Origin of the sequence: Paraburkholderia lycopersici (assembly GCF_900096975.1) — a bacterium.
Taxonomy (GTDB): Bacteria; Pseudomonadota; Gammaproteobacteria; order Burkholderiales; family Burkholderiaceae; genus Paraburkholderia; species Paraburkholderia lycopersici.
This window is the reverse complement of the sequence record NZ_FMYQ01000009.1, coordinates 128840-141927: the sequence shown is the minus strand read 5'-3', so window position 1 is coordinate 141927 and position 13088 is coordinate 128840. Positions and strand designations below refer to the sequence as shown.

Below are 13088 nucleotides of genomic sequence, written 5' to 3'. Positions count from 1 at the left end.
TGCTTTTGCGTAGGCGTTCGCGTAGGTGTGAATCAGCGCTTCGCGTTCGCCACCTGCGCGCCGTCGTTGCCGTTGCTGCACTTCGCGCGGCGATACGCCCACGCCATCAAGCCGAGGCCCGCGACGATCATCGGCAGCGAAAGCCATTGGCCCATCGAAAAGCCGAGCGCGAGCAGCCCGAGGAAGTCGTCGGGTTCGCGCGCGAATTCGACCGTGAAACGCGCGAGACCATAGCCGATCAGGAACATCGCCGAGATCGCGCCAACGGGGCGCGGCTTGCGCGAGAAAAGAATCAGCACGATGAAAAGCGCGATCCCCTCCAGCGCGATTTCATAAAGCTCGGACGGGTGACGCGGCAGCAAGTGGTACTGCGCGAACACGTCGTTCAGATGCCACTGCGCGGCCAGTTGCGGATGCGCGGCGAGCCATGCGGCGTCGTCGTTCGCGGCGCCCGGGAACAGCATGGCCCACGGCGCGTCGGGTGAGGTCACGCGGCCCCACAGCTCGCCGTTGATGAAGTTGCCAAGACGGCCGGCCGCAAGTCCCGTTGGCACCATGGGCGCCACGAAGTCCGTCACCTGGAGCCATGTGCGGCCGCGCTGCCACGCGAACAGGATCATCGCGAAGGTCACGCCGAGAAAGCCGCCGTGAAACGACATGCCGCCCTCCCACACCTTGAAGATGTCGAGCGGATGCGCGAAATACCAGCTCGCCTTGTAGAACAGCACGTAGCCGAGGCGTCCACCGAGAATCGTGCCGAGCACGCCGTAGAACAGCATGTCGTCGATGTCTCTCGCGGTCCAGCCCTGCGCCGCGACGAACGGCAGACGCAGGCGCAGACGTCCGATCACGATCGCGAGAATGAAGCCGACGAGATACATGAGGCCGTACCAGCGCACGGCGAGCGGCCCCAGATGAATGGCGACGGGGTCGAAGTTCGGGTGGATGAGCATCGTGAAAGTGGAGTCTTGTCGGCGATATCGGTTGAAATCGGGTTGCGGGCAGCAGCGGACCGCTGTTTGCAAAAAAGCGGCAGAGCGCGTTGGACGTTTGCAAAGCGGCGAGGTTCGCCGCCGGCGTGTCATGGCGTGACATTATCGCCGACGCGCGGGTGCACGAACCAGATTGCACGGTTCGCAGTGCGCCGGGAGTGTAGCGGTGCCAGATGAAATGACATGCGACGCCGACCGCACGCACCGCTACGCGCCGACTGCGCCCCCCGTGGACGCGTGCGCGCGCACGATCTCGATGAAAGCCGCCAGCACCGGACTCACCCCGGCCGAGCGCCACACGAGCCCCGTCTCGATCGCCGGCACGGGCCCGGCAAGCGGCTGGTACACGACGCCCGTGCGCCGCAGATGCCGCAGCGACTGCGGCACGAGCGCCACGCCCATGCCGGCCGAAACGAGGCTGACGATCGTCTGCATCTGGATCGCCTCCTGGCCGACGTTGGGCGCGATCCCCGCCGCCCCATAGCAGTCCATGATGCTGTCGTAGAAGCCGGGGGCCAGATGGCGCGGGAAGATGACGAGCGGCGCGTCGGCCAGATCGCGCAGGCTTACGGCTGCGTCGTGCCAGCCGTCGTCGGCCGCGCCGCCCAGACGCGCCGAAAGCGCCGAAGGCATGGCGGCCACGAGCGGTTCGCGCGCGACGGGCAGCCAGCAAAGCTGCGCCGCGTGACGCGGCGGCAGCGGCGAGATCACGAGACCCGCGTCGAGGCGCCCCGCCACCAGTTCTTCCACCTGCACGTCGCTCGTGGCTTCGGTGAGTTGCAGGCGCACGCGCGGATAGCGAGCGCCGAAGTCGCGCAGCAGAAGCGGCAGCAGCCCGTAGTCGGCGGTCGAGACGAAGGCCAGCGCCAGCACGCCGGCCTCGCCTCGCGCGAGGCTCTGCGCGAGCGGCCGCAGCGCTTCGGCCGAGGCCAGCAGGCGCCGCACCTCGGGCAGCAGGTCGGCGCCCACCGCCGTCAACTCCACCGAGCGGCGGGTGCGTGCGAACAACGCCACGCCCAGCGTCTCCTCCAGCGCGCGAATGGCCTGCGAGAGCGGCGGCTGCGTCATCGACAGGCGCGCCGCCGCGCGGCCGAAATGCTGTTCCTCGGCAACGGCCACGAAATAGCGGAGCTGGCGCAAATCGGGAATCGTCGCACTCATCGGCATTGGGCTCGCATTGATATGTTTTCCGACTCAATAGGCCGTGAATAATATATTAGACATCCTTCTCGCGAAACTGCATGCTTCTACGCACATGCCGGCGCGTCCACGAACCAGAACATCCAGGCCCGGCATCCGAGACAAAGCCCACCGGAGGTCCCCATGCCCTATAACCGTCGTTCGAAGCACATCACGCAAGGCGTCGCGCGCTCGCCAAACCGTTCGATGTATTACGCGCTCGGCTACGAGAAAGCCGACTTCGACAAGCCGATGATCGGCATCGCCAACGGCCACTCGACCATCACGCCCTGCAACGCGGGGCTGCAGCGCCTCGCCGACGCGGCCGTCGCGGCCGTCAAGGGCGCCGGCGCGAACCCGCAGACCTTCGGCACGCCAACGATTTCGGACGGCATGTCGATGGGCACCGAGGGCATGAAGTACTCGCTCGTCTCGCGCGAAGTGATCGCCGACTGCATCGAGACCTGCGTGCAGGGCCAGTGGATGGACGGCGTGGTCGTGATCGGCGGCTGCGACAAGAACATGCCCGGCGGCATGATCGCGCTCGCGCGCATGAACGTGCCGGGCATCTACGTGTACGGCGGCACGATCCGCCCCGGCAACTGGAAGGGCAAGGCGCTGACCATCGTCTCGGCGTTCGAGGCCGTCGGCGAATTCACGGCCGGGCGCATGACCGAAGAGGATTTCGAAGGCATCGAGAAGAACGCGTGCCCGTCCACCGGTTCGTGCGGCGGCATGTACACCGCGAACACCATGAGCTCGTCGTTCGAGGCGCTCGGCATGTCGCTCATGTACTCGTCGACGATGGCCAACCCCGACGCAGAGAAGGTCGACTCGGCGGCGGAGTCGGCGCGCGTGCTCGCCGAAGCCGTGAAGCACGACCTCAAGCCGCGCGACATCATCACGAAGCAGTCGATCGAGAACGCCGTGGCGCTCATCATGGCGACGGGCGGCTCGACCAACGCCGTGCTGCACTATCTCGCCATCGCGCACGCGGCGGAAATCGGCTGGACCATCGACGACTTCGAGCGCATGCGCAAGAAGGTGCCCGTGATCTGCGACCTCAAACCCTCGGGCCAGTACGCCGCCACCGACCTGCACGAGGCCGGCGGCATTCCGCAGGTGCTCAAGATCCTGCTCGACGCGGGCCTGCTGCACGGCGACTGCATGACCATCACGGGCAAGACCATCGCCGAAGAACTGAAGGACGTGCCGTCCACGCCGCGCGCCGACCAGAAGGTGATCTTCCCGATCAGCCAGGCGCTGTACAAGGAAGGCCACCTCGCGATTCTCAGGGGCAACCTCGCGACCGAAGGCGCCGTGGCCAAGATCACGGGCCTGAAGAACCCGGTCATCACGGGCCCGGCGCGCGTGTTCGACGACGAGCAGAGCGCGCTGGAAGCGATCCTCGCCGACAGGATCAAGGCCGGCGACGTCGTCGTGCTGCGCTACCTCGGCCCGAAGGGAGGCCCCGGCATGCCGGAGATGCTCGCGCCGACTTCGGCGATCATCGGCAAGGGGCTCGGCGAATCGGTGGGGCTCATCACGGACGGCCGCTTCTCGGGCGGCACGTGGGGCATGGTGGTGGGCCACGTCGCACCGGAAGCGTTCGAAGGCGGCATGATCGCGCTCGTGCAGGAAGACGACTCGATCACCATCGACGCGCACAAGCTCCTGCTGCAACTGAACGTGGACGACGCCGAACTCGCGCGCCGCCGCGCGGCATGGAAGCAGCCCGCGCCGCGCTACACGCGCGGCGTGCTCGCGAAGTACGCGGCGCTCGCGCGCCCGGCCAACCAGGGCGCCGTGACGGGCTAGACGCCGCGCGACCCGCGCGAAGCCGCCCAGGTCGCGAACTGTCTCAAAGCAAAGGGCGCACGTCCGGAACGTGCGCCCTTTGCTTTTATAATGCGACGACACAGCCGGCGTCCACGCTGGCGGAGACCAGTATGAAACCGAAGTCGCAAGCGAAGAACAAGACAGCGACGCGCGCCGCCGCGCTCATGCTCGGCGCGCTCGGCGCCCTGGCGCTCGGCGCGGCCCCGGCCCGCGCGCAGAACGGCCCGACGGGCCTCGCGCTCGCCCAGCAGCAAAACTGCATGAGCTGTCACTCGGTGACCCGCACGTTCATGGGGCCGCCGCTTCGCGACGTCGCTGCGAAATATGCGGGCAAGCCCGAAGCGCAAACCTATCTCGCCCGCAAGATTCTGGAAGGCAGCACCGGCGTCTGGGGCACGGTGCCCATGCCGGCCAACACGCAGTTGAACCCCGGCCAGGCGGCCGTGCTCGCGAACTGGGTCCTCACGCTCAAGTGAGGCGGGGTGACGACGCGCGGCAAAGCGCCGCACGCCGGATCGAACGGATCTGAAAATCAGGCCGAAGGCGGATGACCCGAACGCGCCGCCAGCTCTTCGCGTACGGCGGCTTTCACCCAGCCCTTGAGCTCGGTTTCGAGTGCGAGACCGATCTCGCGCGACACCTGGCCCACGAGCCAGGTCGAGTGCTCCTGCATCGCCGTGCTGCAGCGCGCCTCGATCACGGCGCGGCCTTCGCCCGTGAGCCAGGTCAGGCAGCGGCCGCGCAGGCGCTCGACGAGCGCGTCGGCGTCGTGCGCGAACAGGCCCTCGGGCTCGGCCACGGCGGCCTTCACGGCAGCGGCCGTGGCGCTTTTCGCCTCGGCGACGTTATGCGCGCGCAGCGGATTGCCGGCGACCATCACCTCGTTCAAGAGCGGAATCGAAGCATCTTCCCTGTCGTGCAAACCGGACACGATACCCTCCATCGATCGGGGCAGTCGGCCGGATGCCGGTCCGCGTTTCACGTCCGGCCTCAGCCGCCCTGCCTGTAGTTGTTGAGCGCGTAACCGCGGTCGCGGTAAAAGCGATAGCGCTCGCGACCCGACGCGAGTTCATCGGGCGCATCGCCGATGACTTCGAGCAGGCGCTCGAAGCGTGCGAACTGCGCCGGCACCTGGGCGCCGAGATTGAGCAGCACGCGATGATGCGGCGCACGCTCGAGATTCGTTGCCAGCACGATGGGCGTTTCGGCAGCATGCGGGCTTTCGGCCATGCAGTGCGGCACGAAGTCGAGCGGCGAGAAAGTCCACAGCATCTCGTCGAACGCGCGCAGGCGGGCCGGCTCGGCCAGCACGACCGCCTGCTGGCCCGCTTGATACGCCTTGCGCACGAGGCGGCACGCATACGCGAGCGAGTCGCCGACGTTCGTGTGGAAATCGATGCGCGTCATGCCCGCATCACCTTGCACGCCCTCGCACACGCCGCAATCGCCATGCCTGGGTTCATCGCGCCGCGCGACCGTCCGCGGCGCGGTCGATCAGGAACTGCGTGAGCAGCGGCACGGGGCGGCCCGTTGCGCCCTTCGCCGCGCCGCTCTTCCACGCGGTGCCCGCGATGTCGAGGTGCGCCCACGGGTAGCTTTCCGTGAAGCGCGAGAGGAAGCACGCCGCCGTCACGCTGCCCGCCGGACGCCCGCCGATATTGGCGAGATCGGCGAAATTCGACTTGAGCTGCTCCTGATACTCGTCGTCGAGCGGCAGGCGCCAGGCCGGGTCGTTCGCCTCGCGCGAGGCGTCGAGCAACTCGCCCGCGAGCGCGTCGTCCTTCGAGAACAGGCCGCTGTTGTGATGGCCGAGCGCGATGATGCACGCGCCCGTGAGCGTGGCGATGTCGACCACGGCGGCCGGCTTGAAGCGCTCGGCGTAAGTGAGCGCGTCGCAGAGGATCAGGCGGCCTTCGGCGTCGGTGTTGAGCACCTCGACGGTCAGGCCCGACATGGTGGTGACGATGTCGCCCGGCTTCGTGGCATTGCCCGCGGGCATGTTCTCGCAGGTCGGGATGATGCCGATCACGTTGAGCTTGAGGCCCATTTCGGCGACCGCGCGGATCGTGCCGAGCACCGAGCCCGCGCCGCACATGTCGTACTTCATCTCGTCCATGCCCTCGCCCGGCTTGAGCGAGATGCCGCCCGTGTCGAACGTGATGCCCTTGCCGACCAGCACGACGGGCGCGGCCTTGGCGCCGGCGCCCTGGTAATGCAGCACGATGAACTGCGGCGGCTCGACCGAGCCCTTCGTCACCGAGAGAAACGATCCCATCTTGAGCGTTTCGATCTGGCGCTGGCCGAGCACTTCGACCTTGAGCTTCCAGTCGCGCGCGAGCTTCTTGGCCGTGGCCGCGAGATAGGTGGGCGTGCAGACGTTGCCCGGCAGGTTGCCGAGGTCGCGCGTGAGGTCCATGCCGTTGGCGAGCGCGACGGCCTGCCTGGCCGCGAGCTTGGCGGCTTTTTCCTCGTTGGCGTCGATGCTGAGCACCACGCGCTTCAAGGCCCGCTGCGAGACGTCGGGCTTGCTCTTCATCTGCGTGAAGCGATAGGTCTCGTTGCGCAGCGCGAGAACGGCGGCGCGCACGGCCCAGTCGCCCGTGCGTTCCTTCACCGGCAGTTGCGCGAGCGTAAACGTGACCTGTGCGATCTTCGTGCCGAGGATCGCGCGCCAGGCGGCCTTCGCCGCGTCGCCGTATGCCTTCTGGCCGAACGTGTCCTGCTTGCCGAGACCCACGAGGAGCACGCGCGAGGCGCCGATGCCGCTCACTTCCGGCAGGAACAGCGTGGAGCCGGCCTTGCCGTCGATGTCGCCGGCCTTGACGACGCGCGCGATGGCGCCGCCAACCGCGCCGTCTATCGCGAACGCCGGGCCCGAGAGGGTTTGCGCCTCGAACACGCCGACCACGATGCAATCCGACTTGCCGGTCAGGAAGGAGCCTTCCCCGCCTTTGCTCCAGTCACAGGCTTTTATGCTAAAGTCCATCGCGCTTGTCCTCGGATAAAATCTGGGCTTAGGATGAAAGCCGCAATTATCCGCTATTTTTCCTGCGGCGGCTCCTGGGCGGTTGCGCGAGCTGCGCGCCTCCCGGCACGGGCCGCCCGCCCTGCCCATCAAGAATGATCTTCGAACGTTCCCTGCAGCGCGAACTCGCGTACACGGCCGGCGCCGTGTTCATGGTTCTGCTCACGATCATGCTGACGACGATGATGATCCGCATCGTCGGCTTCGCGGCGTCGGGCCAGATCGACCCGCGCGACGTGCTGGTGCTGATCGGCCTCACCGTGATCGGCTACATGGCCGTGATGCTGATCGTCACGCTCTTCGTGTCGATCCTGTTCGTGCTCACGCGCTGGTACAAGGATTCGGAAATGGTCGTGTGGCTCTCCTCCGGGGTGAGCCTCACGCGCCTCATCAAGCCGGTCGCCACGTTTTCCGCGCCGATCATTCTGCTCATCGTGTTCTTCGCGTTCATCGGCTGGCCGTGGTCGAACGCGCAAAGCAAGCTCATCCGCGCGCGCTTCCAGCAGCGCGACGAAGTGTCGTTGCTGGCGCCCGGCCAGTTCCGCGAGTCGCCCACCACGCACCGCGTGTTCTTCATCGAAAGCATGAGCCCCGACCAGGGGCGCGTGGAGAACGTGTTCGTCACGAGCACGGAAAACGGCAAGGTCAGCGTGATCGTCTCGAAGACCGGCCACACCGAGACCATGAAGAGCGGTGATCGCTTCGTCGTGCTCGAAAACGGCCGCCGCTACGACGGCGAGCCGGGCCATCCCGACTTTCGCATCAGCGAGTTCCAGCGCTACGGCGTGAAGATCACGAGCCAGCCCGTGGTGAACACGCCCTCGGCGAGCACGACGTCCACGCCGGGCCTGCTGCGCCAGCCCACCGACGACAACCTGGGCGAGCTCGCGTGGCGCGCCGGCCTGCCGCTCATCGCCATCAACCTGATGCTGCTCGGCATTCCGCTCGCGTACCAGAACCCGCGCCGCAGCCGCACGATCAATCTGGTAATGGCGGTGCTCATCTACCTCACCTATTCGAACCTGCTCAACGTCGTGCAGTCGCAGATCGAGCAAGGCAAGATGCCGTTCGCCGTCGGCCTCGTCTCGCTGCACGTCGTGGTGTTCGCGCTCGTCGTGTTCATCTTCTGGCTGCGCGTGCGCAACCGGCCGCTCTTTTCGCGTGCGATGTTCCACCGCGCTTCGCAGGGGAACTGATCGATGCGCATCTACGAGAAATACTTCGCCCGCCAGGTCTACCTGACGTTCATCTTCATCCTGTTCGCCTTCTCGGGCCTGTTCTTCTTCTTCGACCTCATCAACGAGCTGAACTCGGTCGGGCACGGCAACTACAAGTTCCAGTACGCGGTGCTGCGCGTGGCGCTGCAGGCGCCCTCGCGGCTCTACGAGATCATTCCGGTCGCGGCGCTCATCGCCGCGATCTATGTGTTCGCGCAAATGGCCGCGAATTCGGAGTACACGATCTTTCGCGTGTCCGGCCTCGCCACGAACCAGGCGCTGCGCTCGCTGCTCAAGATCGGCGTGCCGCTCGTGCTGCTCACCTACCTGATCGGCGAAGTGGTCGGACCGTACACCGACCAGCTCTCGGAGCGCGTGCGGCTCGAGGCGCTCGGCTCGGCGGTGTCGAGCAACTTCCAGTCGGGCGTCTGGGTGAAGGACACGCTCACCGCGCGCGCCGACGGCGAGCAGGTCACGCGTTTCGTCAACGTCGGCGAGCTGCTGCCCGACGCCACCATCACGAACGTGCGCATCTACGAATTCGACTCGCAGTTCCGGCTTTCCAACGTGCGGCTCGCGAAGAGCGGCACGTTTCAGCCGCCGGGCCACTGGCTGCTCAAGGACGTGACCGACACGGAACTCATCGGCGTGCCGCCGCCGCAGAACCAGCCCGCCGACACGCTCGATCCGGTCTATCGCGCGAAGCAGACCTCCGCGCCCGAATACTCGCTGCGCTCGGAGCTGACGCCGAACATTCTCTCGGTGCTGCTCGTCTCGCCGGACCGCATGTCGATGTTCAACCTGTTCCGCTACATCCAGCACCTGACGGAGAACCATCAGGACTCGCAGCGCTACCAGATCGCGTTCTGGCGCAAGCTGCTGTATCCGTTCGCCGTGTTCGTGATGCTCGTGCTCTCGCTGCCGTTCGCGTATCTGCACACGCGCGCGGGCGTGGTGGGCATGAAGGTGTTCGGCGGGATCATGCTCGGCATGAGCTTCCAGCTCGTCAACACGCTGTTCTCGCACGTGGGTACACTGAACACCTGGCCCGCGCCGCTCACGGCGGCGACACCGGGACTCATCTACCTCGCGGTCGGGCTGATCGGGCTCAAATGGGTCGACCGGCATTGACGCCGGACGGCGAGGCCTGCTAATTCGTCGAGGCTCGCGAGCATGGGCAACCACGGCATGATCCTCTTCGGCCACGGCGCGCGCGACGCGGGCTGGCAAGCGCCGTTCCAGCGCCTGGCCGCGAAGCTCGCCGCCGCGCGCGGCGATGCGGGGCCCGTGAGCCTCGCCTTCCTCGAACTCATGACGCCGAGCCTGCCAGAGGCCATCGCCGGACAGGCTGCGGCGGGCTGCGCCACGATCACGGTCGTGCCCGTGTTCTTCGGCCAGGGCGGCCACGTGCGCCGCGATCTGCCCGCGCTGATCGCGCAATGTCAGACTGCGCATCCGGGCGTGCGCCTGCGTTGTGCGGGCGCGGTCGGCGAGGACGACGCCGTGCTCGATGCGGTCGTCCGGTATTGCCTCGAAAACGCGCGCGACTAGAAACGCTCACGCACAAGAAAACGGGCTCGCGTTCCGGCGAGCCCGTTTTGCTTTCCTTGCCTTGTCGCGCGCCGCTCAGGCAACGGCACGGCGGCGATGGCGGTCGTCTTGTTCTTCGTCGTCGCGCTGCGCCTGCCCCGTTCTTTCGGCAAACGCATCGCCGATCATGAGCAGGCTGGGCTGCGCCGGATCGAGCCACGCCTGCGCCTCGCCCGCGGCGAGGGCCGCCAGCGTGAGCGTGAGCGTGCGCTCGCGCGTGGTGCTGCATGCTTCGACGATGGCCACGGGCGTCACGCCCGCGCGGCCCGCCTTGATGAGCTGGCGCGCGATTTCGGGCGCGCTGTCGCGGCCCATGTAGAACACGAGCGAATCGGCGTTGACCTGCTCGCGGATGGCTTCGCTGCCCGCCGCGCGCGACCAGGTTGCAAGCGCGACGCTGCGCGCCACGCCGCGCAGCGTGAGCGAACGTTGCAGCGCCGCGGCGCTCGCGAGCGCCGCCGTGATGCCCGGCACGATCTCGTACTCGATGCCGGCCGCTTCGAGCGCGCGCATCTCCTCGTCGGCGCGGCCGAACAGCATCGGGTCGCCGCCCTTCAGGCGCACGACCACGGCATGTTCGCGCGCCGCATCGACGAGCTGCTTGTTGATGAAGTGCTGCGCCGTGGAGCGCTGCCCGCAGCGCTTGCCCACCGCGACGAACTTCGCGTGCTGCGGCGCGTAGTCGAGCATCGCCGGCTCGACGAGCGCGTCGTGCAGCACGACGTCCGCCGCGCCGAGCAGCCGCGCGCCGCGCACCGTGATGAGGTCCGCCGCACCCGGCCCCGCGCCGATCAGATAAACCTTGCCCATGTCCTTCGTGTCTCTCGTGTCCGACCCGGTTTGTCCCGCCCGCGCGGCCCGAATCAGGCGGAAAACGCGCGGATCATGCCCGCCGCCACCGTGTGGTGCGTGGCTTCGTCGATCAGGACGAACGCGCCGGTGCCGGGATGCACATCATACAGGTCGCAGACGAGCGGCTTTTGCAGCGTGAGCGCCACGCGGCCGATGTCGTTCATCGCGAGGTCGTGGCGGTCGATGGCGTGCGAGAGCGTGTGCACGTCGAGCACCTGCTTGACCGCGCCGATCTTCGCGAACACGGTGCTCGTGGTCTGCTTGAGCAGGTACTTGCGCTGCGGCGAGAGCGGCTCCTCGTCGAACCAGCAGAGGTCGGCTTCGAGCTTCTTCGCGGGCTGCACGGCGTCGGCGGCCGGCACGAACGTGTCGCCGCGCGAGACGTCCACGTCCTGCGCGAGGCGGATCGTGACGGTCTGGCCCGCGAACGCGCGGTCCACCTGCGCCGTGCCGCCCGGCACCGGCGCGATGATCTCGGCGACCGTCGCCTGGCGGCCCGCCGGCAGCACCGTGATGGCGTCGCCGAGCTTCACCTCGCCCGCCTCGACGCGGCCCATGTAACCGCGGAAGTCGTCGGCGCTCGAACCGTCCTGGCGCGCCACCCACTGCACCGGGAAGCGCAGCGCGTCGCCCGTGGGCTGCTCGACCGGCAGTTGCTCGAGCACGTCGAGCAGCGGCTCGCCCGCGTACCACGGCATCCGCTCGCTCGCTGACACGATGTTGTCGCCCTTGAGCGCGGAGACCGGCACGAAGCGCACGTCTTCGAGGCCCAGCTGGCGCGCGAGCGCCACGTAGGCGTCGCGGATCAGGTCGAAGGTGGCTTCGCTGTAGCCGACCAGATCCATCTTGTTGATCGCGACGATCACGTGCTGCAGGCCGAGCAGCTTGACGATGGCGCTGTGGCGCTTGGTCTGCGGCAGCAGTTGCGTCACGCCGTTCTCGACCGTCACGCGCGTCGCGTCGACGAGGATGATCGCGGCGTGCGCCGTGGAGGCGCCCGTCACCATGTTGCGCGTGTACTGCTCGTGGCCCGGTGTATCCGCGATGATGAACTTGCGCTTCGCGGTGGCGAAGTAGCGGTACGCCACGTCGATCGTGATGCCCTGCTCGCGCTCGGCTTCGAGGCCGTCGGTGAGCAGCGACAGATCGATCTCGTCGCCCACGGTGCGCTTGTTCTTCGCGCGCGAGAGCGCCGAGAGCTGGTCGCTCAGCACCGCCTTGCTGTCGTACAGCAGGCGGCCGATCAGCGTGCTCTTGCCGTCGTCCACGCTGCCCGCCGTGATGAAGCGCAGCACGCCGAGGTCTTCAGGTTGATGCGTCGTAACCATGTTCGTTTGTTCCTCTGCGTGCTCTTTAGAAATAACCTTGCTTCTTGCGCTGTTCCATCGCGGCTTCCGACGCCTGGTCGTCCATGCGCGTCGCGCCGCGTTCCGTGATTTCGGTCACGGCCGTTTCGGCGATGATCTTCTCGATGTCGTCCGCGTCGCTTTCCACGGGGCACGTGCAGCTGATGTCGCCCACGGTGCGAAAACGCACCTGCGCCATTTCGCTGACTTCGCCTTCCTTCATCGGCGTGAGCGGCGTGACCGGCACGAGCAGGCCGTTGCGGCGCACGATCTCGCGCTGGTGTGCGTAGTAGATCGACGGCAGTTCGAGCTTCTCGCGCTCGATGTATTGCCACACGTCGAGTTCGGTCCAGTTCGAGATCGGGAACACGCGCAGGTGTTCGCCCGGATGCAGGCGCGCGTTGTAGAGGCTCCAGAGCTCGGGACGCTGCGCCTTCGGGTCCCACTGGCCGAATTCGTCGCGAAACGAGAAGATGCGCTCCTTCGCGCGGGCCTTCTCTTCGTCGCGGCGCGCGCCGCCGATCATCGCCGTGTAGCCGTATTGCTCGATGGTTTCGAGCAGCGTGACCGCCTGCGCGGCGTTGCGCGAATCGGTTTCGCGGCGCAGGCGCACGGTGCCGCGCCGGATCGAATCCTCGACGTGGCCGACCACGAGTTCCGCGCCGATTTCGGCCGCGCGGCGGTCGCGGAAGTCGATCACTTCCTCGTAGTTGTGACCCGTGTCGATGTGCACGAGCGGGAACGGCAGCGCGGTCTTGCGGTTGGCGCCGAGGCCGAACGCCTTCAGCGCGAGCGCCAGCACCACGACCGAATCCTTGCCGCCCGAGAACAGCAGCGCGGGCTTGCTGCATTCGGCGACGAGTTCGCGCAGGATGTGAATCGACTCGGCTTCGAGCCAGTCGAGATGGTCCATGCGGTTCGCCGTGACCTGGAGCGGTGCGTTCACTGCTGAGTCGAGCGTGGTGCTCATGTTCGGATCCTTCGTTGATTCGCACCCTTTTTACGGGGCGCGCGGTACTCGGTATTCGGTATTCGACGGCGCGCCGCT

The 13088-nt window shown here is 67.2% G+C and carries 13 protein-coding genes; 5 read left to right on the top strand and 8 right to left on the bottom strand.

Annotated features, from left to right (window positions below; translation table 11 throughout):
- Window positions 1-32: 32 nt before the first annotated feature.
- Complete coding sequence (gene lgt, locus BLU17_RS12355; protein ID WP_091997013.1) at window positions 33-953, bottom strand: prolipoprotein diacylglyceryl transferase; 921 nt, start codon at window positions 951-953, stop codon at window positions 33-35.
- A gap of 246 nt (window positions 954-1199) precedes the next feature.
- The gene (locus BLU17_RS12350) at window positions 1200-2153 is read right to left on the bottom strand and encodes a LysR family transcriptional regulator (RefSeq protein WP_091997078.1); all 954 of its coding nucleotides are present in this window, start codon (window positions 2151-2153) and stop codon (window positions 1200-1202) included.
- Between the two features lie 162 nt (window positions 2154-2315).
- On the opposite strand from BLU17_RS12350, the gene ilvD reads away from it, so the two are divergent.
- Window positions 2316-3989: a dihydroxy-acid dehydratase gene (gene ilvD / locus BLU17_RS12345; RefSeq protein WP_091997012.1), complete on the top strand. Its 1674-nt coding sequence runs from the start codon at window positions 2316-2318 to the stop codon at window positions 3987-3989.
- A gap of 131 nt (window positions 3990-4120) precedes the next feature.
- A complete protein-coding gene (locus BLU17_RS12340) occupies window positions 4121-4486 on the top strand; it encodes a c-type cytochrome (protein ID WP_091997011.1) in 366 nt (121 codons plus the stop codon).
- Window positions 4487-4542: 56 nt separating this feature from the next.
- On the opposite strand, the gene BLU17_RS12335 is transcribed toward BLU17_RS12340, so the two are convergent.
- Genes BLU17_RS12335 through BLU17_RS12325 form a run of 3 tightly spaced genes read right to left on the bottom strand, consistent with a single transcriptional unit; the run spans window position 4543 to window position 6996 of the window.
- Window positions 4543-4941 (bottom strand): DUF2486 family protein, encoded by a 399-nt coding sequence (locus BLU17_RS12335; RefSeq protein ID WP_245746826.1) that lies wholly within the window; start codon window positions 4939-4941, stop codon window positions 4543-4545.
- 59 nt (window positions 4942-5000) lie between these two features.
- Complete coding sequence (locus BLU17_RS12330; protein ID WP_091997077.1) at window positions 5001-5417, bottom strand: DNA polymerase III subunit chi; 417 nt, start codon at window positions 5415-5417, stop codon at window positions 5001-5003.
- Window positions 5418-5469: 52 nt separating this feature from the next.
- The gene (locus BLU17_RS12325; protein ID WP_091997009.1) at window positions 5470-6996 is read right to left on the bottom strand and encodes a leucyl aminopeptidase; all 1527 of its coding nucleotides are present in this window, start codon (window positions 6994-6996) and stop codon (window positions 5470-5472) included.
- Window positions 6997-7130: 134 nt separating this feature from the next.
- On the opposite strand from BLU17_RS12325, the gene lptF reads away from it, so the two are divergent.
- From lptF to BLU17_RS12310, 3 genes are read left to right on the top strand one after another with little or no spacing between them, the layout of a single operon-like run.
- Window positions 7131-8231, top strand: coding sequence for an LPS export ABC transporter permease LptF (gene lptF / locus BLU17_RS12320; RefSeq protein WP_091997008.1), 1101 nt, complete (start codon window positions 7131-7133; stop codon window positions 8229-8231).
- Between the two features lie 3 nt (window positions 8232-8234).
- On the top strand, window positions 8235-9383 hold the full coding sequence (gene lptG, locus BLU17_RS12315) for an LPS export ABC transporter permease LptG (protein ID WP_091997007.1): 1149 nt from the start codon (window positions 8235-8237) through the stop codon (window positions 9381-9383).
- 42 nt (window positions 9384-9425) lie between these two features.
- The gene (locus BLU17_RS12310; RefSeq protein WP_091997006.1) at window positions 9426-9803 is read left to right on the top strand and encodes a sirohydrochlorin chelatase; all 378 of its coding nucleotides are present in this window, start codon (window positions 9426-9428) and stop codon (window positions 9801-9803) included.
- A gap of 75 nt (window positions 9804-9878) precedes the next feature.
- Here BLU17_RS12310 and cobA read toward each other — a convergent pair whose 3' ends face one another.
- The 3 genes from cobA to cysD are packed head-to-tail and all read right to left on the bottom strand — an operon-like array spanning window position 9879 to window position 13010.
- Window positions 9879-10652 (bottom strand): uroporphyrinogen-III C-methyltransferase, encoded by a 774-nt coding sequence (gene cobA / locus BLU17_RS12305; protein WP_091997005.1) that lies wholly within the window; start codon window positions 10650-10652, stop codon window positions 9879-9881.
- Window positions 10653-10705: 53 nt separating this feature from the next.
- Window positions 10706-12022: a sulfate adenylyltransferase subunit 1 gene (locus BLU17_RS12300; protein ID WP_091997004.1), complete on the bottom strand. Its 1317-nt coding sequence runs from the start codon at window positions 12020-12022 to the stop codon at window positions 10706-10708.
- A gap of 25 nt (window positions 12023-12047) precedes the next feature.
- Window positions 12048-13010: a sulfate adenylyltransferase subunit CysD gene (gene cysD, locus BLU17_RS12295; RefSeq protein ID WP_091997003.1), complete on the bottom strand. Its 963-nt coding sequence runs from the start codon at window positions 13008-13010 to the stop codon at window positions 12048-12050.
- Window positions 13011-13088: the final 78 nt, after the last annotated feature.